We start from the raw sequence: 18,067 nt of genomic DNA, 5'->3' as shown, positions 1-18,067 counted from the left end.
TTGTTCTGGAGGCGGGCCTCATACTTCGGCTCGATCTTTCTTTTCGGCTCGGGTCGTTATAAGTCATTTGCAAGCAAGCACGGCAAGTTTGACGGAGCATTCATGTTGTTTTTCATCTATCAGAGGTTTGCAGGCTTCGTGGCGGCGGTGTGTGGATTGTTGCTATTTCCCTGGATTTTAGGTGTTCCGGGGCATCCGAGCCGAGCGGTGGAATTAGCATGGACAATCGGCTTGCTTGTCATAATTTTATTTCTGACCGCTTTTCAATTGGTTCGATCATTGAATAAAAAAGTACCCGCCAACGGGTCTCAGTCACTTTCCCGATGGGAAAGATTGCTTTTCAAATATGCCTGCCTGTCATTTTTTCTTCTAAGCCTATGTGTTTTAGTGGTCATCTTTAGCCCATTTGACTAGAAATGTGGGCAATCGCATTTTGGACCTTCCAGCACCTGCGAAACGCGGAACTTCCATTGGCTTCGATTTGTTTAGCATTCATAGCTCAATCAAAATGGAGTAGTGATATGTTTCGCATTATTCTTGCCGCGGCATTTGCAACGAGCTGTGGTTTGGCGGTTGCTCAGGAGTCTGGTATGCCCACCCAGTCCGGCGGCCAGGAACCAGAAGTTCCAGGCACCCCCTCTCACGATAACGCAAAGCCTGTTGTGCCCAAAAAACAAAGTCAACCAAAGGCCAATCCACCGAAGGATAAGCAGAAAGTTATTAAACAAGAGAAATGTAAGCCAGGAAAAGACGCGAAGGAATGTCGAGAATACGGCGTGAAGCGCAAATGATCTTCTTTCATACGATTTGACAGGTTAGCTTCATCATGGTGATGATGCCCTCAAGACTGAACTGCTGCGCATGAAAGGCGATTATGGTGGAGAATAAGGAGCTCAATGCCTTTTTCTTCCGCGATGCGTCTGAAGTCGCGCCGGAAATGATTGGTTGGAATTTCTTTGTTAACGGTGTCGGCGGGACAATCGTCGAGACCGAAGCCTATAATAGGTTAGATCCAGCATCTCACAGTTTCACCGGCCCGAGTAAGCGTAACCGTTCCATGTTTGGCCCTCCCGGCTGCGCCTATGTTTATCGTATCTATGGGTTACATTGGTGCATGAATTTTGTTTGTTCCGACGCTTCAGCTGTTCTGTTACGAGCAATTGTTCCGATCAAAGGTATCGAACAGATGCAGGAGCGGCGACGGATAAAGCAGTTGACTGCGCTTTGTTCAGGACCCGCAAAATTGACGCAAGCACTCGGTATTTCGGCTGCGTTGGATGGCGTGCCGCTGAGTGCAGCACCTTTCGAATTTGAGCCGCGACAACAAGTTCCTTTGATTTCATGCGGGGCTCGCATTGGCATAAGCCGGGCTGTGGACGTCGAATGGCGGTTCTGGATGAGCGATAACGCCTGCGTCAGTCGATCATCTGCACGCCGGGGGAACGGCTCTAAAAGCGGACAACACGTCAGTCGATAATGAGCCTTTCACGAGTTCCCGCCAGATTATGGCGACGTGCTCCTTCCTCCGTCTCATCTAAATCGACACGTCCATGCATGCTTACTTCACGTCTCACCCATTCGCCGGATAGGGATCCTCGCGCAGAATGCGGGCAAGGTGCGCGCAGTTTATGGCTAACAATTTTGTTGCCTCAACCACGGTGTCGGGGATGACCTTCAAATCTTTGAAGTCTGTTGATTGCATTGCTTCCCCAACCCAGTAACTGACCGCATTTGCAGGAATAGTAAATCCAACATCGTTGAGTGCCTGATACAATTCAGCCGACACATGATGTGCACCGTCCTCGTTGCCCACCACAACTACGCCTGCAACACGCGGATAGAAAGGCATATGGTTCTCGGCGTCTGTTTCGGATAAAAACGCGTCCATTCGTTCAAGCGCCCGCTTACAAATGCTCGAAGGCTGTCCAAGCCAGATCGGCGTCCCCATGAGCAGGATATCACACGCAACGATCTTCTTGCGTATTTCTGGCCATTGATCGCCATCGCCCTCATCGGATGTAACGCCAGGGGCGATTTCGTAATCGCTGAGCCTTATATGTTGGGTTGTAACTCCAAGCGGTGCCAAATGGCTTTCGACATATTCGAGAAGTTGCTGTGTAGATGAAGGTCCCCCATGCGAATTTTTCAAGGTCGCATTGAGTGCGAGTGCAGTCAGAGGCTTGCGATGCAACGAGTTCATCAGATTTTCCTTTTTGGTGCAGTTTAACAGTCAGCCGGTCCCGCTGCTTTTCGAAACGGCAAGTCGCCGCCGCAAATTCTCAACGTAAACGACGGCATACGGTGTGGCTCCCAGCACTAACCGGGAAAGAGCCGATTTGTTTCCATGAGGGACATTCGATCGCGTTCGCAATTTTACGGGGGGAACTTTGTGGAACGCGGCAAGTTAGGCGGTCAAAAATCTTTAACGGAGACAGCAGCGATGCCAGCCAGAGACGAAAAGCCAGCAACCGCTAAAATTCATGATCAGAAACTCCAGCGCGGAAATGGTGGAGAACTCCACCAAGTGGCAGCAGAGGATAAGGAACAACTGACGACTTCGCAAGGAGCGCCCGTGTCGGATGACCAAAACTCGCTCAAAGTTGGAGCGAGGGGTCCTTTATTGATGGAGGATTTCCATTTTCGGGAGAAAATCTTTCACTTTGATCACGAGCGTATCCCTGAGCGGGTCGTTCATGCACGTGGTTATGGTGCCCATGGTTTTTTTGAGAATTACGCTTCGCTGGCAGCCTATACGCGTGCAGACCTTTTTCAGCGTGCTGGTGAACAAACACCAGTTTTTGTCCGTTTCTCAACGGTTGCTGGTTCAAAGGGTTCCTTCGACCTAGCGCGCGACGTTCGCGGTTTTGCCGTGAAGTTCTATACCCAGGAAGGGAATTGGGATCTCGTCGGCAACAACATCCCGGTATTTTTTATTCAGGACGCGATAAAGTTTCCCGATGTTGTGCATTCGGTGAAGCCAGAGCCTGATCGCGCATTTCCTCAGGCACAGTCAGCGCATGACAATTTTTGGGATTTTATCAGCCTGACGCCAGAATCCATGCATATGATTATGTGGATCATGTCTGACCGCGCTATTCCACGATCGTTCCGTTTCATGCAAGGGTTTGGCGTTCACACATTCCGGATGGTAAATGCGAAAGGTGACTCCACATTTGTGAAATTCATCTGGAAGCCTAAGCTAGGTATGCAATCTGTCGCCTGGAACGAAGCCGTCAAGATTAACGGCGCGGATCCAGATTTTCACAGACGCGACTTGTGGCAATCGATACAATCTGGCGATTTTCCCGAATGGGAGCTTACTCTCCAACTGTTCGATGAGGATTTCGCAGACAGTTTTGATTTCGACATCTTAGATCCGACCAAGATTATACCCGAGGAGATCCTCCCGCCAATCCCCGTTGGTCGCCTCGTACTTAATCGCATGCCGGACAATTTCTTTGCCGAAACAGAACAGGTTGCCTTCATGACGCAAAATGTTCCCCCCGGTATCGATTTTTCCAATGATCCATTGCTTCAAGGGCGGAACTTCTCTTATCTCGACACGCAACTTAAACGCTTGGGAAGTCCTAATTTCACACATCTGCCGATCAACGCTCCCAAGTGCCCGTTCCATCATTTCCAACAGGACGGACACATGGCAATGCGAAATCCCGTCGGCCGGGTCAATTATCAGCCCAACTCTTGGGATGACCAACCGCGCGAAGGCGCAGCTGAAGGTTTTGTGACCTATCCTGAATCCGAAAAAGGAGAAAAGATCCGACTTCGCCCAGAGAGCTTTGCAGATCACTACAGTCAAGCGCGTCAATTCTTCATTAGCCAGACGGAAGTGGAACAGCGCCATATTGCAGCCGCTCTAACATTCGAATTGAGCCGGTGTGAAAATGTAACCATCCGGGAGAGGATGGTCTCTCATCTTCTTCGAATTGACGAGGGGCTCGCTACAAACGTTGCTGATAAACTGGGTATTAAAACACTGCCCCAACCCGCAGACGCAGCTATCGAACCTCGCGACGACCTTCCACCGTCGGACGCCTTGAGCATTCTCAAGAACGGTCCTGAAAGTTTTGCCGGTCGCAAATTGGGGATATTGATCGGACCGGGAACGGATCATACTCTTTTTCAAACGCTCAAGGACCAGTTTGAAAGTGGAGGCGCTGTGGTTGAAGTTATCGCGCCACGGGTCGGCGGAGCCGTCGCAGATGATGGGACCATCATAGCAGGCGACTATATGATTGACGGAGGTCCATCCGTCTTGTTCGATGCAGTGGTTCTACTATTGGAGCCTGAGGCAGCCGAGCGCTTGACTGGCGAGGCAACGGCCCGAGATTTCGTTTCAGATGCGTTCGCACACTGTAAATTCATAGGCTACTCAGAAGGTGCCATAAGCTTGATGAAAAAGGTTGGTATCGATCCAACCCTTGATGAAGGTTTGATACTGCTTCAGCATGAGACGTCGATCGCCAACTTTTTTGAACAATGCGGTCGTATCAGGTTGTGGACACGAGAACCGGCAGTCAAACTTTAAGTCCGTATCGCATCGGGGGCACTGCCCCCGATGCGCGGGTGACCAGAGATTGAACGCAAGCGTGAGAGAAAGCCTGAGGCCAACCCCATTCAACGGTCCTGTGGTTTTATACCTCGGTCTCTCTCAATTCCCTGGCGTAAGAACAACAAGTTACTCCTTGGCTTTAGGGGCATTTTCGCGCCTATATCGGGAACGCCAGAATCTTGTGCCTGATTTTTCATTTCGCGGGCTGACACATTAATCTTCAAAGGTGCGCCAACGGTCGTCGCCTTTGAATTCAGAAGCCACCACCGCTCGTTCGCCTTCCACTGGATTGCCGTCGACTTGCTGAACATGATAAAGCTTCTCATCTCGAAATGCCGAACTATGAGTGATCCCAGCTTCAGGTATTACGCTATTTTCCTGTAAGTATTCACTCTCGGCGGCCACCAGTCGCGCATCTGCTGCGGAGCGAGCCACCACTAATGCACCTCCAGCGACATCAGCGCGATCTTGAAACTGCGCACCTTCGGCGGGCATTAACGCAAACAAAAACAGATCAGACGATGGCGAAACGGCGACCCCTGGATCAGGTTTTTCTCCCCACTTGCTAAAGCCATTCCAATCTCGATAGGGCATGATTTTTCTCCTTGGTAAATGCAATGACGGCTGGTGTACATCAAACCCCGATGGCCGCGTCATGTTCCCCCAACGCCATTTAGTTTCAAAGATTTTAGTCATTGGTCCGCAGGGAACAGTTGGTCCGGCGGTGAGTTGGGGGGAGCCGCATACCGGAATGATGCGTCCATTACTGCATGTGCGTCACAGGGGAACAAAACTTAATCAAAAAGGAAACTGACAATGAAAGCTCTCACATGGCACGGTACAGGTGATATTCGCTGCGAAACAGTCGATGATCCGTTTATCCAGGATGATCGCGACGCAATCATTAAGGTAACGAGTTGCGCAATTTGCGGTTCTGACCTCCATCTTTATGGAGGATTTGTACCTGGTATGCATGCGGGTGATGTCATGGGGCACGAAACCATGGGAGAGGTAGTGGAGGTCGGCCGTGGAAATAGCCGCCTCAAAATAGGGGATCGGGTCGTTGTTCCCTTTACGATATCTTGCGGGGAGTGCAGAATGTGCCGCCAGAGCCTATTCTCTCTTTGCGAACGATCAAATCCTGCCGCAACCCAACAGGCTAAACAGATCGGTTATCCGACCGCTGGTCTTTTTGGTTATTCTGAAATGTATGGCCGCTACCCGGGAGGACAAGCGCAATATCTCAGGGTTCCCTTCGCTGATGTTGGACCAATCGTGGTCCCCGATGGTCTCTCTGATGAGCAGGTCCTTTTTCTATCCGATATCTTTCCCACCGGTTATATGGCTGCAGAAAATTGCGATATCAAACCTGGACAGACTGTCGCCGTATTCGGATGCGGCCCGGTGGGATTGTTTGCAATCAAGTCCGCATTTCTCTTAGGCGCTGGCAGAGTAATTGCTATCGACACTGTCCCTGAGCGATTGGAACTGGCCGGAATTTCGGGAGCAGACGTTCTCGACTATACCGACGAAGATCTGCAGCAGAAAATCGTAGAGATGACGGATGGAGCGGGGCCAGATGCAGTCATTGAAGCGGTGGGTATGGAAAGCCACGGATCGGGTGGGGCACTTGAAACGATGCAGTCCAAGTTCACTTCGTTGGAACGGCCCTATGCTCTTAACCAAGCTTTGCTTGCTTGTCGGCCGGGTGGTACCGTATTTTTACCCGGGGTTTTTATCGGTCCTGCTGTTCCGATAGCACTCGGCCCCTTCGTCGGAAAAGGGTTGACGATGAAGACTGGTCAGACACACGTTCAGCGTTATCTTGCACCGCTGATGCAGCTTATTGCGGATGGCAAGATTGACCCCACCTTTCTCATCACTGATCGGGTGACGATCGAAGAAGGGCCAAATGCTTATAAACGGTTTCGGGATAAAGAAAATGGCTGTGTGAAGGTTGTGATCAGTCCGAACGGATAGGGTGTCTCGCCTGTCCTTACATACTGTCAGCTCGATTGAGACTGACAGTATGAACTCGGCTGAGGTGGCGAGTACGGAAGCGATCCTTTTAAGGGAGCTGCATGCCCAACGATCGTTGGGCCGGGCAAACACTTTCCGGTGTTTGTCGTCGACAGGCGACGATATCCGCAAGGGCGCTCGACGGATTGACCAAAACGATACAGAACGCGCCCACTGTGCTTCTCTACAGGCACCAAGCCAGATGGTTAGCGTGATCGGTATCCACATGGCGACGGCAATTACGCCGCCGCCAGCATCCTTAACTCAGACTCATTTCAATGACGACCGCGGGGACAGTGCTGGCTAACCAATGCCCTTGCCACCGGTGGCTCCATAAACCTCACCATTTATGAAACTTGCTTCGCTGGAAGCCAGAAAGACGTAAATAGGAGCCAGTTCCACCGGTTGTCCGGGTCTGCCAAAATCGCTATTGGCGCCAAAATTTTCTACCTTTTCGTCAGGCTGCCCACCAGAAGGCTGAAGTACCGTCCACACAGGTCCAGGCGCCACCGCATTTACCCGCACCCCCTTCTTGATGAACTGCTTGGATAGCGCTTTGGTGTAAGCAACGATGCCTGCTTTTGTGGTCGCATAATCCAGCAGAATTTCAGAGGGTTGATATGCCTGTATCGAAGCCGTGGTTATGACCGATGCACCTGGCGGCAAATGGGGTTCTGCCGTCTGTGCTATCCAATGCAGAGCATAGAGATTGGTCTTCATAGTCTTATCAAAATCATCTGTAGTGAGTTCCGAGATATCTTCGCGGAACTGCTGACGGCCGGCATTTATCACAACGATATCAAGCCCGCCTAGTTCGCTGGCAGCCTTTTCGACCATTTCACGGCACCAGGTCTCGTCCATAATATTTCCAGGAAGTGCTATAGCTTTACGCCCTTCAGCAGAAATCAGCGCGAGCACGGTCTCTGCGTCTTCCGCTTCCTCCGGCAGGTAGGAAATTGCCACATCAGCACCTTCACGGGCGAATGCTATCGCAGCAGCGCGCCCAATTCCAGAATCTCCACCAGTGATAAGCGCACGCCGCCCTTCAAGGCGCCCATTGCCCTTATAGGACGTTTCCCCATGATCTGGTTCGGGTTGCATCTTTTCTGCAACGCCTGGCATTGTTTGTCGCTGCTGCGGAAACGGCGGTGACGGATACAAGCCACGAGGGTCCTGCAGCTTCGGGATCTTATTCATAACTTTCCTCCTTGAAGGGGAAGAAACAGAAATTGATACATTTCTTCCAAAATGAGAAAAGCGGGCTTTCACCCGCTCTTCGCTTAAATTTTAGAGATAACGACTGCGCTCGCGTTCAATTTCTTCGTCCGTATAAGGATCAGCGTCGGCATCGAAGCTCTGCCAGCCCTCATCGGCATAAAGTTTGCGACGCGTGCCAATGTCCACACGGTTTGTACCGGCGAGAATAGCATCGGCTTCTGCAACCCGCTCGTCGGGAACACGGGCTGTCACGAGAGAACCGCCACGACGTACGCTTTCAGCGTAGACATGGGCGTCTTCTTCAGAAACACCGCTTTCGGTAAGAGCCCCGATCAATCCACCAGCAACGCCGCCAACAACTGCGCCACCCACGGCACCGGTCAAGGTGGCGGCGAGCCAACCTGCTGCAACAACGGGACCAACGCCAGGGATGGCCATGATGCCGAGACCAGTTAGCAAACCACCGGCTCCGCCGACCGCTGCGCCCAAACCGGCACCGACGCCTGCGCCGGAACCTGCGTTGCTTTCGCTGTCGCGATGGTGAGAAACAATGGAAATATCATCCGACGGAATCCCAGCGCTTTCAAGACGAGCGACCGCGTCTTTTGCTGCTTCATAGCTATCAAAAAGTCCTGTTACAGTTCTCATTATCGTCTCCCTTGTGAGATACTTAGAAAGTTTGATTGGTCATAAAAATGTCCGAGGCCGTTACATCGCCTTCTTGGTGACATTGCCTTGATAATCGAGTTGAACTTCGGTCTTTTCAGTCCCCTTCATGGCTGAAGCTTCCCAGACACCGTCTTCTCGTAGCTTCAAAGCTGTCACATCACTGTAACCCGCTTCTTCAATCCGGGACTTTGCCTGATCCTCTGTAAAACTATTCGCTCCCTTCACAGGCGCATCGGGATTGTTGTTCTCAGGGGTTGCAACCGCTGGAGTCTCGGGAGAAGTTGTCCCAGTGTCTTGGGCGAAGCCAATTGACGGCGCAACAAAGCATGCGCAAGCAAGCGCTAAGATCTTGATTTTCATCAGTTTTCTCCAGTGATTTTAAATCTACCCTTACCGAACTCCCCAGATCGAACTAGGTTCCCAAAAAATGTTTCTCGGAGCCTTCGCAGGCGAGCAAATGAATGAAGGCGTAAATGCTCGTGCGCAGTGAGTGGAACAAGATTGGAGAAGCAATGTTTAAAATTCAAATTGTTCCTTAGCACCCATGAAGGGGAAATAATGTGAAGGTTAAGCCGTTAGAAATGCATCCAGACTTCTATACAGGTCTTGCGCGCGGACTGGCCGGTGCGCTCTTATTTGCATTGCCCATGCTTATGACCATGGAAATGTGGGAATTGGGCCTTTATGCTAGTCCTTTCCGCATCCTGTTGCTTTGTTTTGTGAACATTCCTTTGTTGATTGGATTGGCCTATCGGATCGGATTTGAGCGGGCTACGAATTGGCGGCAGTCGGCGCGAGACGCATTTATCGCCTACGCGCTTGGGATTATCCTAAGTGCGCTTGTCTTGGCCATGTTCGGTCTTATCAATAGCGATCTTACCTTAAATCATATGATCGCAATGATTGCCTTGCAGGCAGTGCCAGCGAGCATCGGTGCGCTGCTCGGTCGGAGCCAGCTCGGAATGCGCTCGGAAAAAGATGATAAACAAGAAGGTGATTATGAGGGTGAGGAGGGCTACTGGAACGAGCTCTTCATGATGACCGTCGGCGCATTATTCTTGAGCCTGAACGTCGCGCCGACCGAGGAAATGATCTTAATCGCCTACAAGATCGTGCCGGCTCAAACACTCCTTATTCTGTTGAGCTCAATCCTTCTCATGCATGGTTTCGTCTACAGCATCCATTTTCGAGGTAGTCATCGTGGGCCGGAAAACACTCAATGGTGGAACTCATTTGTTCGGTTTACGCTGCCAGGATATTTGCTCGCCTTTACAACGAGTGCCTATGCGCTGTGGACCTTCGAGCGATTAGATGATGCGTCATTGGCGCAATCAATAACAACGATCATCGTCTTGAGTTTTCCCGGCGCCATCGGTGCGGCTTCGGCACGACTGATATTGTGAGGCATTATGAATTCTACCCAAAACAAGACCAGCAAGAATGACGAGCAGTCGGAAAAAGTGCATTGGACTGAATGGTGTGCAGGTGCGATCTCAGGCATTCTGATCGCACTTCTTCTGGGTTGGCTCGGCTATGAAACCTACCGCTACCAACCGCAGGAAGCCTCATTTCGCCTGGAAACAACTGAAATCACGCGCGTTAACGACAGCTATAGAGTGGCCTTTTCCGTGACTAATCTCAGCCAGGCGAGTGCTGCTGCAGTACGTGTCGTTGGAGAACTTGATGGTCAAGGTGGCCCCGAGCAGGCCGTGACGACATTTGATTACGTCGCGTCAGAGGCCACCTCGCGTGGTGCGTTATTTTTCGGAACCAATCCAAACGAGGGGTCGCTCAAGCTTTCCGTAACAAGCTATGTGCAGCCGTGAAGCTTACCAACACCAAGAACGTCAGGGATAAACCTTCCCATGGCGCACCAGGTCCACCCGGCGGTTCAGCGCTCAAGGAACATGTCACCTCTCCGAGAGTTCGATGATGGAGAGGAAATATTGACATGAAGCCAACTTACGACCCCTTAGCAACACGGGCAAAGAGCCGCGAGTTGTCTGCGAATACGACCCGGCATGAGAAACTCGAGCATCCAGGATTGATGGCATTTGACACGAAGCGGAATGGCACAGGAGAGTACCAAATGCCGAAAGCGAAGCATTCATTCTTTAGAGATAACGGCTTAACGATAGCTCTCGCTATTCTCTTCCTGCTCTCGCTTATTGGCATGATCGCTGCAGGCTTCGCTCACCATAATGAAGAACTTTTGCGGCACAGACAAGCAAGTGTCAGCCTCATAAGTTTCATAACAGGCGGCAATTTCTTGTCGGCGCTTTTTGAAAATTGGGAAAGTGAATTTTTACAGATGGGGGTTTATGTGGTCCTCACTGCATGGCTGTTCCAGCGCGGCTCAGCTGAATCAAAAGATCCCGACGAAGAACCCAACAGCGCCGAAAATAAACATTCTAGAACGGGTTTTTTCTACCGGCATTCGTTGGGTATAGCGCTGTTCTTACTATTTATTCTCTGTTCTGGACTTCATACGGCGGGAAGCTTCCGCGCAGCTGTGGATGAGGCGACCGCTCACGGAGAGACCGCTGGCAACTATTGGTCATATCTTTTGGATGCGGGCCTATGGTTTGAGTCGTTTCAGAACTGGCAGTCCGAGTTTCTCTTAACCGCTGTATTGGTTGTCCTCTCAATATACTTACGAGAAAAGGGGTCACCAGAATCCAAGCCTGTTGACGCTACAAATGAAGAGACTGGCGGTTAGGTGCAGCATTGGACGTGCAGAAGCATATATTGCCTGTCGATGAGCATATTTGATTTGGAACAACCCAGTTGCCCACGAGTTGGTTTGAATGAAAGGAAACCCTATGATCAATTCATCAACTCGCCGGGCTTTCAATCTTGCTTCAATCAATGGTACGCCGGAAATTCCAGACGTTCCGCCCGCTCAAGTCCCTGAGAAAGAGCCGGACGTCGTGCCGGAGCCTTTGGGCCCCGATATTCCTGCGCAACCCGAACCAGAGCCTGACTTGCCTGCGCCTGAGCACCTGCCACCACCGCCGACAAACCCTGACCAGCCGACGCTGCGCCGGTTTTAAATGGCTGCTCGCAGAGTAATTTTACCATGCATCAAGCAGCTCGTCGGTAGAAATCAGGGTAATTTGCTCGGACAATCGGTTGTGATAGAGCGATAAAGCGGCATCATGTGTCTTATCCGAACTGCTGCAAACAGCATCTTTCACTAAAATGACGCGATAGCCTCGATCGACCGCACCAAGAACTGTTGCAAGCACGCAAAGGTCGGTTTCAGCACCAGTGACAACCAGTGTACGTATGCGCAGTTTGTAAAGCGAACGCTGAAGGTGGCCTTCCGTCCAGGGGGAATACACGGATTTATCCAACACCCTCGCGCGACCGACAAACCTTTGCAGAGGGTCAGCCAGTTCGACCAGTCTGCTGTCGATCTTATCAAGTGTAACGGATTCCCATTTCTCGTAATATTTCTTCCATGCGCCAATTGCGATGCCGGGATTTTTAGGGGGAATAAACCGGGTGAACACCGTTTTTTCCGCGCAAACTTCGCAAATGCTTACAATTTTTGGAAGGATCGCTTCGCTCCAGGGTACATTCCACGGCGATCCTGCTCCGAATAGGTTTTGCATATCAACGCATAGGTGCACGCTTCCGAAACGGAGATTGTCTCTGATTATGTCTGCGTCTCGCGCCATCGCTATTCCTCGCTGCGTGCTCGACTGGTGGCTGACATCGCAAAGCTTGTTGTTCCAATCGACAAGTGGGTTTCCGATAGCCGAACTCTGAATTGGTGCTTTCGTTCCAATCGCGGCCGTACCGCATTCTGCTTGCAGCGAAGATATGGTCTTACCGTACGGTGTCGGACCAAATCCCTCTTTATCGGAACCAAACGAGCCATAACGTCTTAACCTTAAGGCGAGGGAAGGAGACAGGGAGACGAAAATGTTATCGGAAAAGGATTTTGAGCGCGAGCTAATGGATTTGCTACCCGCGCTTAACCAGTTTGCACGCTCTTTGTGTCGCCAGCCAGCCGATGCTGACGACTTGGTGCAGGAAACAGTTGTCAAAGCTTTGAAGAACCGGGAAAAGTTCACTCCGTATGGGACGCTTAAATCTTGGCTCTTTACCATCATGAAGAACAGTTTTTGCAGTCGCTTTAAAAAGGCGCGCAGAGAACGACCGCTTGGAGATGAAGTGGGCCCTGTGATCCATCCACCGCAAGATTCTGCGATGGATTTACAGGATGTCGGGCGCGCATACAGTAAATTAACTCAAAGCCACCGTAACGTGATCGATATGGTCGTCTTTAACGGGTTAAGCTACGAAAATGCTGCAACGCAGGCTGGATGTACAATCGGTACTATTAAAAGCAGATTGTGTCGTGCGAGAAACCAACTTGAAGCGGATTTGGGGTGAATCCCCTTAATCGCGTCGGTGAACGTCTACGTCCGCTGAGGGATCAAAGTTTGCCGCATATTGTTCAAGGGATTGTTTAACCCGATCGTGCATTCGGACGGTCAGATCGACGATTTGTTCTGCGTCCCTAAGGCCGCTTTCATAAAACTTGAGGACCCGCTGCGCTAAAAGCGGTGAAGCATAACCATTGTCCGAAAGCTTGTTTGAAGCTTGAGTAACGCACTCGCGTAAGAATTCGATCTCCTCCGGCGTGTAGATTCTGCTCGCTTCATTAAAAAGGGGCAAGTCGATCTCCTTGTTGTGAAGTCAATGAGACATTGGCAGGATCCTAGCTTAATCAAAATTGCACGGGAATGGAGTTTCGTCCGTTACCGTACAAATTGTGATCGGTGTCTTTGCAACATTTGGAACAATAGGGTGTCCCACTGGGTTTGCTTTATTCAGCGACCACGTGAGGTGACGTGAATGGACTTTCCAGCCAAAGCGAATATGAGTAACAGGCTTCTTAGTCTTCTTGCCCCTAAAGATTACGATGAGGTGCGGGCACGTTCACATTTTGTCGAGCTCCCTCGAAACACTGTGTTGGCAGAGACAGGCAAACCAATCGATACCGTATATTTTCTGGCTGCCGGTATAGGGTCGGTCATCGTTACCACTCAAGAAGGTGACAGGGCCGAGGCCGGGATCTTTGGAATGGATGGATATGTTCCAACCTCGGCCGTCGCCGGTGTGGAAACCAGTTCCTATGAGGTTATTATGCAGGTAGGAGGGCATGGCTATGCTCTGGGCTACAGCGATTTCAGGGCCTTAATGGAAGAAAGCCGGAGTTTTGCCCGGATAATGATAAGGGCGATTGAGGCCTTCTCGGTTCAACTCGCATCAACGGCAGTTACCAATGCGCTCCATGAAATTACACAACGCCTGGCCCGCTGGCTCTTGATGTGTGATGATCGAATATCAGGGCAGGACATTGCGCTGACCCACGAATTTCTCTCTGTAATGTTAGCAGTTCGACGCCCCAGTGTGACGACATCATTGCACGTGCTGGAAGGTATGGGCCTGATCAGATCGCTGCGTGGCTCCATAATTATTCGTGACCGCTCGGGCTTGGAACGGTATGCTGGAGGTGCGTATGGATGGGCAGAAAAAGAATATCAGCGCCTCATGCTGGACGTCGAAGCCGTTGCGGCCGGTTAGAGCACCGTTCCGAAAAGAGTAAGATATTCTTCCTCCGGTTTCCCGTAAGCGTCGCCTGCAAAGTCTTCCAGTCCCTTTCTGTCCCGAATTGTAATCCGGCCCCGCTCTGAACGAACCAGCTTCTTTCCTTCAAGCGTATGCATACCGGTTGTGATGCTTGGACGTCTTACGCCGAGCATCAGCGCAATAAAGTCATGCGTCAGCTCGATCTCATCAGTATCTGTTCGGTCATGCGCCATTAATAACCACCGCGCAAGACGTTCCTGGATATGAAGATTGACGTTGGCCCAAACTGTGTAGGAAACTTGAGAAGCAAAGCTTTGAATATAACGGGCGAGTAAATTTGCTAAAACACTGTGTTTGTCGAGGTGGGCTCGTAAATCGGTCGCCCTTATTCGATGTCCAGTGCCGCTCACCTGCATGACCACCTGGTGCAGGCTCGTATTTGCACCAACGGCGATCGATGTTGGTGCAAAACCTTCGCGCCCAACCATGCCCGCTTCAGCAAGCTGGCCGCTTGCGGACACGGTAATGACGGAAGCAATTCCATCGCAAAGGAAATAGAGATAATCAATCGGCTTGCTTGCAGGAACAATTATCTGACCGCGCTCCAGCGCGACTGGCTCAAAGGAAGAAAAAATATCATGAAATACGTCGGGAGAAAGGCTTCTTAGTATTCGGTTCTTCAATTGAATTACGCCGTCCATATATCCTGCTTTTGGGACAACTATTGCACTTCGCACCACGATGCCCCCTCGAATCTGCTTGACGAAGGACAATCTATAACACCCTGATCCGACATTGTTTTTCTGTACGATAGCAGACAGTAACGACTTCTCGCTTGGAGCAGTTGGGCAAAGCGAGATGATGAGAATTCAAGTCACGGGTTGAACTTCTTTGGTTCAAATCTCAAGCGACTGCACCACGAGCAACGCGACCACACTGAGCGTTGCACATGACAGTGATAATAAACGCGATTAAAACCAATCAATCGGTCTTATCAAACACAATTAAAAGTAGCATATTGACGTCAGTGCGTCTTGGAGCGATTGCAAAACAGAGCCGTCGAAATTGCGGCAAGATCGTCATCCTCTCCACTCAAGATAAAACCAGCAAAATGACGACCGTCATGGTTTGGATTGCTGGAGAGAGCGAAAATGAAAGGAATGCCGCTTTTATCTAAAACGGCTACTACAGGTAGCGCTTCTTCGGGTTCAAGGGTGACATCCATGATAACTGCGTCGACGGAATTAATGGCCAAGTAGTCTAAAACCCGACTTGGACTGTTAAACGGACCCGATATTATAACACCTAGGTCAGCGAGCTTTCGTTCCGCTTCTTCAGACAAGAAGAAATCGTTTTCGAAAATCAGAACATTTTTTCCGTCAAGTAGATGCATTGCATCTCGTATTGTATGAGCCATTACAAACAATTGGCCATGTCTTAGAACGAAATTCAAGCGCGAACTGTGCTTTTTGTTGGCACTTTCACGGAATTCCAACGTGCTCGGACTAGTTGACCCCATCTACGATCTCATGGAGTTTGTGACGTGCGCGGTGCAACCTACTTTTCACGGTACCTACCGAGCATGAACAGATGTCGGCCGTCCGGTCGTAAGAATTACCTTCAAAGACGACAAGCATAAGAACTCGACGATATTTCTCCGGCAAGACCTCTAGCGCCATCCGCACTTCTTTTGCTTCCAGAGCAGACTCTTGCGACGCTCTTATCGTCAACTGCGGAGAAACACAGGCATCATGTCCGGGTGCCTCTCGCTTCTCAACCCGTAAACGTGTGCAAAACGTGTTCTTCATAATCGTAAAAAGCCATGACCTGAGCGGTGAATAAGGAGCATATTTTTCCCTCTTTGCGATCGCTTTCATCAAGGTTTCCTGAACGAGATCCTCGGCATCCTCCTTATTTTTGTAGAAGGTTCGAGAGAAAGCACGCAATGCCGGTATCATCTCGACAAGGTCGTCAGCTTGTAACACATAGTTTGAATTTGGCTGGCAAAACATTGCTTTAGCCTTTCCGGAAGCGTGTCCGGTTGGGGCAGCATAAGCTGCCCCTGGGGAGTTAAGAGTTTTTGTGGCTCTGCTGTCCCGCCTTCACGTGCTGCTCATGACTACCGCCACGTGAGGAGGATTGCTTATCATTGTCGCGACCTTTAGCGTCACTGGCCTGCTTGTCAGTATTCTTGTGGCTCTGCTGACCGGCCTTTACGTGCTGTTCGTGACTTCCGCCCTGTGTATGGTTCTGGGCCATTTTTCGGTTCCTTCCCAATTTGTGTAGGTGTGACTGCCACAATTTGTGTGACCTGCGCCTAACCATACGAAAGGACCGTTGTTCCTCATTCCGTCTGTAATATACTTCACGATTAAAATCGGATGGGCAGGGCGACGAATCCGATAATTTTTGCGGCAATGCGTTTTTTGCGTTGAAGCTCAAAAACGAATTCGTGATCGAGGGCTGCGCCCGCTTTTCGAGTATCGAGGGCCATTTGTTTTCGGCCATGGACAAGAAGGGAGATTTTCGTGATCGCGGATCGCAGGAGGGGTGGCCCCAATGAACATCACAATCCCTGCTGAACGCCAAATGTCCGGGTGTGAACGAACGCGAGCTTAAGAGGAAAACCCGTTTTTGGCAGGAAGGGGCCTGAAATCGGCCAAGCGTTTAAGAGACCTTAGGAACGGCTCTGCGGAGGAAATCTTTCGTAACCCTGCAATCTCAGCCGTTGATCCCGCTGAAGTTCATCAGTGCTCATGGCTGGTTTTAAATGGTCGAAAAACGTCCATCCCTCTGCGATATAGCTATCACGGCGTGCATCAATGTTGATCCGGGCCCAATCATCGAGCGTCGCTTCGGCAATCTTTTGTTCTTTTTCACTACATCTCACGATGACTAATGTACTGCCCCGTCGTAACGCCTCACACACAGTGTGCGCGCTTCGTTCGGATATTCCGTTTTGCACGAGAGTGTCCACAAGGTTGCCTGTCGCCGCCTCAGCGCTGAATGCGCCAGCGAGACTGGCGAGCGAAGCCGTCAGAAAGCCGTAGGCTGCAATCTGGCCGATCCCTGGGAGTACGACAAGTCCAACTGCGGAGAGGGTTTTGCATTTCTGGCCCTCAGCTAACTGTGTCGACAAGGGTCCCGAAGGGGTCTCATGCGCAAAACTAGAGTTGTCGCCCTGAGCCACCTCTCCTGAGCACTGAGAGAAGTTGTTCGTTACAAGACAAGTGTCCTCTTCCGCAATTCCCGCCTCTGCAAGCGCATGCACTGCGTTAGCAGCTTCATCATAGGTGTCGAAAAGTCCTGTAACGAAGACCATGACAATTCTCCTTGCGTGCGCGTCCCAATAAATAGGCGAAATCAGTTCACCCGCCCACATTGCGAAAGGAATTGGACAGATCGGATCAGATGGTCACCATCCGATCCGATGTTTGCCATCTCTTAGCTTATGCAGCTTGGGCAGTCCTATTGGCCGAAGTCTCAGCAAGACCCGTCAGATCCTTATCGGTCTGACCTTCCTCCTGCAAAGTGGCATCAAGCAGCTTCGCCGCATCCTTGTAGCCCAAAGTCTCTGCCCAGCGCTTCAGGGTGCCATAACGAGTAATCTCATAGTGCTCCACCGCCTGAGCTGAAGAAATAAGGCCCGCGTCCAGCGCAGGACTATCGGAGAACTCCTCCATGATTTCCTCACCTTCTGCGATGATCCCTTCAATCGCATCACAAGTCTTACCCTGCGCGCGTTTGCCAAGAATCTCGAACACTTGCTGTAAGCGTTCGACATGCGTTTCCGTTTGCTCGCGGTGCTTCTCAAAAGCAAGTTTCAATTTTTCGTCTGCAGCAGCGCGTGCCATCTTAGGAAGCGTCTTCAGGATTTTTCTTTCTGCGTAATAGATGTCTTTGAGCGTATCATAGAAGAGATCTTCAAGATTACGTTCTTTCGTTCTGGCCATCGGAACTTCTCCTTACAAGCTTGGTAGCATT

Annotated in this window: 23 protein-coding genes; 10 read left to right on the top strand and 13 right to left on the bottom strand. The window is 50.7% G+C overall.

What is annotated here, in order from left to right:
- Window positions 1-521: 521 nt before the first annotated feature.
- Window positions 522-791, top strand: coding sequence for a hypothetical protein (locus tag KMS41_26710; protein QWK81398.1), 270 nt, complete (start codon window positions 522-524; stop codon window positions 789-791).
- 83 nt (window positions 792-874) lie between these two features.
- Window positions 875-1,477, top strand: coding sequence for a DNA-3-methyladenine glycosylase (locus KMS41_26705; protein ID QWK81397.1), 603 nt, complete (start codon window positions 875-877; stop codon window positions 1,475-1,477).
- 93 nt (window positions 1,478-1,570) lie between these two features.
- On the opposite strand, the gene KMS41_26700 is transcribed toward KMS41_26705, so the two are convergent.
- The gene (locus KMS41_26700; protein QWK81396.1) at window positions 1,571-2,200 is read right to left on the bottom strand and encodes a flavodoxin family protein; all 630 of its coding nucleotides are present in this window, start codon (window positions 2,198-2,200) and stop codon (window positions 1,571-1,573) included.
- A gap of 240 nt (window positions 2,201-2,440) precedes the next feature.
- Here KMS41_26700 and KMS41_26695 point away from each other — a divergent pair, with 240 nt between their 5' ends.
- A complete protein-coding gene (locus tag KMS41_26695; protein QWK81885.1) occupies window positions 2,441-4,546 on the top strand; it encodes a catalase in 2,106 nt (701 codons plus the stop codon).
- A gap of 237 nt (window positions 4,547-4,783) precedes the next feature.
- On the opposite strand, the gene KMS41_26690 is transcribed toward KMS41_26695, so the two are convergent.
- Complete coding sequence (locus KMS41_26690; protein ID QWK81395.1) at window positions 4,784-5,164, bottom strand: hypothetical protein; 381 nt, start codon at window positions 5,162-5,164, stop codon at window positions 4,784-4,786.
- Between the two features lie 222 nt (window positions 5,165-5,386).
- Here KMS41_26690 and KMS41_26685 point away from each other — a divergent pair, with 222 nt between their 5' ends.
- Window positions 5,387-6,550, top strand: coding sequence for a glutathione-dependent formaldehyde dehydrogenase (locus tag KMS41_26685; protein ID QWK81394.1), 1,164 nt, complete (start codon window positions 5,387-5,389; stop codon window positions 6,548-6,550).
- Between the two features lie 342 nt (window positions 6,551-6,892).
- Here the strand turns inward: KMS41_26685 and KMS41_26680 are convergent, their stop codons facing one another.
- The 3 genes from KMS41_26680 to KMS41_26670 form a co-directional block, all read right to left on the bottom strand.
- On the bottom strand, window positions 6,893-7,777 hold the full coding sequence (locus KMS41_26680; GenBank protein QWK81884.1) for an SDR family oxidoreductase: 885 nt from the start codon (window positions 7,775-7,777) through the stop codon (window positions 6,893-6,895).
- A gap of 99 nt (window positions 7,778-7,876) precedes the next feature.
- Window positions 7,877-8,455, bottom strand: a complete 579-nt coding sequence (locus KMS41_26675; protein QWK81393.1) for a general stress protein — start codon at window positions 8,453-8,455, stop codon at window positions 7,877-7,879.
- A 60-nt stretch (window positions 8,456-8,515) separates the two neighbouring features.
- Complete coding sequence (locus KMS41_26670) at window positions 8,516-8,836, bottom strand: PepSY domain-containing protein (GenBank protein QWK81392.1); 321 nt, start codon at window positions 8,834-8,836, stop codon at window positions 8,516-8,518.
- A gap of 221 nt (window positions 8,837-9,057) precedes the next feature.
- Between KMS41_26670 and KMS41_26665 the strand changes: the two genes are divergently transcribed.
- The 4 genes from KMS41_26665 (at window position 9,058) to KMS41_26650 (ending at window position 11,529) form a co-directional block, all read left to right on the top strand.
- Window positions 9,058-9,879 carry a TIGR02587 family membrane protein gene (locus KMS41_26665; protein ID QWK81883.1) on the top strand — a complete coding sequence of 274 codons (822 nt, stop codon included), beginning with the start codon at window positions 9,058-9,060 and terminating at the stop codon, window positions 9,877-9,879.
- Window positions 9,880-9,885: 6 nt separating this feature from the next.
- Window positions 9,886-10,302, top strand: coding sequence for a TIGR02588 family protein (locus KMS41_26660; GenBank protein ID QWK81391.1), 417 nt, complete (start codon window positions 9,886-9,888; stop codon window positions 10,300-10,302).
- 263 nt (window positions 10,303-10,565) lie between these two features.
- The gene (locus KMS41_26655) at window positions 10,566-11,195 is read left to right on the top strand and encodes a hypothetical protein (GenBank protein QWK81882.1); all 630 of its coding nucleotides are present in this window, start codon (window positions 10,566-10,568) and stop codon (window positions 11,193-11,195) included.
- Window positions 11,196-11,298: 103 nt separating this feature from the next.
- Window positions 11,299-11,529: a hypothetical protein gene (locus KMS41_26650; GenBank protein ID QWK81390.1), complete on the top strand. Its 231-nt coding sequence runs from the start codon at window positions 11,299-11,301 to the stop codon at window positions 11,527-11,529.
- Window positions 11,530-11,550: 21 nt separating this feature from the next.
- On the opposite strand, the gene KMS41_26645 is transcribed toward KMS41_26650, so the two are convergent.
- Window positions 11,551-12,159: a cysteine hydrolase gene (locus tag KMS41_26645; GenBank protein QWK81389.1), complete on the bottom strand. Its 609-nt coding sequence runs from the start codon at window positions 12,157-12,159 to the stop codon at window positions 11,551-11,553.
- Between the two features lie 247 nt (window positions 12,160-12,406).
- Here KMS41_26645 and KMS41_26640 point away from each other — a divergent pair, with 247 nt between their 5' ends.
- Entirely contained in the window at window positions 12,407-12,880 is a 474-nt protein-coding gene (locus tag KMS41_26640; protein QWK81388.1) for a sigma-70 family RNA polymerase sigma factor, read from the top strand.
- Window positions 12,881-12,886: 6 nt separating this feature from the next.
- On the opposite strand, the gene KMS41_26635 is transcribed toward KMS41_26640, so the two are convergent.
- Window positions 12,887-13,165, bottom strand: a complete 279-nt coding sequence (locus KMS41_26635; GenBank protein ID QWK81387.1) for a hypothetical protein — start codon at window positions 13,163-13,165, stop codon at window positions 12,887-12,889.
- Window positions 13,166-13,345: 180 nt separating this feature from the next.
- On the opposite strand from KMS41_26635, the gene KMS41_26630 reads away from it, so the two are divergent.
- Window positions 13,346-14,077 carry a Crp/Fnr family transcriptional regulator gene (locus KMS41_26630; GenBank protein QWK81386.1) on the top strand — a complete coding sequence of 244 codons (732 nt, stop codon included), beginning with the start codon at window positions 13,346-13,348 and terminating at the stop codon, window positions 14,075-14,077.
- Here KMS41_26630 and KMS41_26625 read toward each other — a convergent pair.
- The 6 genes from KMS41_26625 to KMS41_26600 form a co-directional block, all read right to left on the bottom strand.
- Entirely contained in the window at window positions 14,074-14,784 is a 711-nt protein-coding gene (locus tag KMS41_26625) for a Crp/Fnr family transcriptional regulator (GenBank protein QWK81881.1), read from the bottom strand. The two genes, KMS41_26630 and KMS41_26625, sit on opposite strands and share 4 nt — an antisense overlap.
- A gap of 323 nt (window positions 14,785-15,107) precedes the next feature.
- Window positions 15,108-15,536: a transcriptional regulator gene (locus tag KMS41_26620; protein QWK81880.1), complete on the bottom strand. Its 429-nt coding sequence runs from the start codon at window positions 15,534-15,536 to the stop codon at window positions 15,108-15,110.
- Between the two features lie 52 nt (window positions 15,537-15,588).
- Window positions 15,589-16,095 carry a sigma-70 family RNA polymerase sigma factor gene (locus tag KMS41_26615; protein ID QWK81385.1) on the bottom strand — a complete coding sequence of 169 codons (507 nt, stop codon included), beginning with the start codon at window positions 16,093-16,095 and terminating at the stop codon, window positions 15,589-15,591.
- 58 nt (window positions 16,096-16,153) lie between these two features.
- On the bottom strand, window positions 16,154-16,342 hold the full coding sequence (locus KMS41_26610; GenBank protein ID QWK81384.1) for a hypothetical protein: 189 nt from the start codon (window positions 16,340-16,342) through the stop codon (window positions 16,154-16,156).
- A gap of 418 nt (window positions 16,343-16,760) precedes the next feature.
- Window positions 16,761-17,405 carry a hypothetical protein gene (locus tag KMS41_26605; GenBank protein ID QWK81383.1) on the bottom strand — a complete coding sequence of 215 codons (645 nt, stop codon included), beginning with the start codon at window positions 17,403-17,405 and terminating at the stop codon, window positions 16,761-16,763.
- A gap of 127 nt (window positions 17,406-17,532) precedes the next feature.
- Window positions 17,533-18,036, bottom strand: a complete 504-nt coding sequence (locus KMS41_26600; protein ID QWK81382.1) for a ferritin-like domain-containing protein — start codon at window positions 18,034-18,036, stop codon at window positions 17,533-17,535.
- Between the last annotated feature and the right edge of the window lie 31 nt (window positions 18,037-18,067).

The organism is Ochrobactrum sp. BTU1 (assembly GCA_018798825.1).
Taxonomy (GTDB): Bacteria; Pseudomonadota; Alphaproteobacteria; order Rhizobiales; family Rhizobiaceae; genus Brucella.
The sequence above is the reverse complement of the archived record's forward strand: the minus strand, read 5'-3'. Positions and strand labels throughout refer to the sequence as shown.

Coding starts and splice junctions, on each gene's coding strand:
- KMS41_26685 (QWK81394.1), top strand. CDS start 5,387: ATGAAAGCTCTCACATGGCACGGTACAGGTGATATTCGCTGCGAAACA.
- KMS41_26600 (QWK81382.1), bottom strand. CDS start 18,036: ATGGCCAGAACGAAAGAACGTAATCTTGAAGATCTCTTCTATGATACG.
- KMS41_26625 (QWK81881.1), bottom strand. CDS start 14,784: ATGGACGGCGTAATTCAATTGAAGAACCGAATACTAAGAAGCCTTTCT.
- KMS41_26640 (QWK81388.1), top strand. CDS start 12,407: ATGTTATCGGAAAAGGATTTTGAGCGCGAGCTAATGGATTTGCTACCC.
- KMS41_26650 (QWK81390.1), top strand. CDS start 11,299: ATGATCAATTCATCAACTCGCCGGGCTTTCAATCTTGCTTCAATCAAT.
- KMS41_26695 (QWK81885.1), top strand. CDS start 2,441: ATGCCAGCCAGAGACGAAAAGCCAGCAACCGCTAAAATTCATGATCAG.
- KMS41_26710 (QWK81398.1), top strand. CDS start 522: ATGTTTCGCATTATTCTTGCCGCGGCATTTGCAACGAGCTGTGGTTTG.
- KMS41_26615 (QWK81385.1), bottom strand. CDS start 16,095: ATGTTTTGCCAGCCAAATTCAAACTATGTGTTACAAGCTGACGACCTT.
- KMS41_26705 (QWK81397.1), top strand. CDS start 875: ATGGTGGAGAATAAGGAGCTCAATGCCTTTTTCTTCCGCGATGCGTCT.
- KMS41_26655 (QWK81882.1), top strand. CDS start 10,566: ATGCCGAAAGCGAAGCATTCATTCTTTAGAGATAACGGCTTAACGATA.
- KMS41_26670 (QWK81392.1), bottom strand. CDS start 8,836: ATGAAAATCAAGATCTTAGCGCTTGCTTGCGCATGCTTTGTTGCGCCG.
- KMS41_26630 (QWK81386.1), top strand. CDS start 13,346: ATGGACTTTCCAGCCAAAGCGAATATGAGTAACAGGCTTCTTAGTCTT.
- KMS41_26605 (QWK81383.1), bottom strand. CDS start 17,405: ATGGTCTTCGTTACAGGACTTTTCGACACCTATGATGAAGCTGCTAAC.
- KMS41_26700 (QWK81396.1), bottom strand. CDS start 2,200: ATGAACTCGTTGCATCGCAAGCCTCTGACTGCACTCGCACTCAATGCG.
- KMS41_26660 (QWK81391.1), top strand. CDS start 9,886: ATGAATTCTACCCAAAACAAGACCAGCAAGAATGACGAGCAGTCGGAA.
- KMS41_26675 (QWK81393.1), bottom strand. CDS start 8,455: ATGAGAACTGTAACAGGACTTTTTGATAGCTATGAAGCAGCAAAAGAC.
- KMS41_26645 (QWK81389.1), bottom strand. CDS start 12,159: ATGGCGCGAGACGCAGACATAATCAGAGACAATCTCCGTTTCGGAAGC.
- KMS41_26690 (QWK81395.1), bottom strand. CDS start 5,164: ATGCCCTATCGAGATTGGAATGGCTTTAGCAAGTGGGGAGAAAAACCT.
- KMS41_26610 (QWK81384.1), bottom strand. CDS start 16,342: ATGGCCCAGAACCATACACAGGGCGGAAGTCACGAACAGCACGTAAAG.
- KMS41_26665 (QWK81883.1), top strand. CDS start 9,058: ATGCATCCAGACTTCTATACAGGTCTTGCGCGCGGACTGGCCGGTGCG.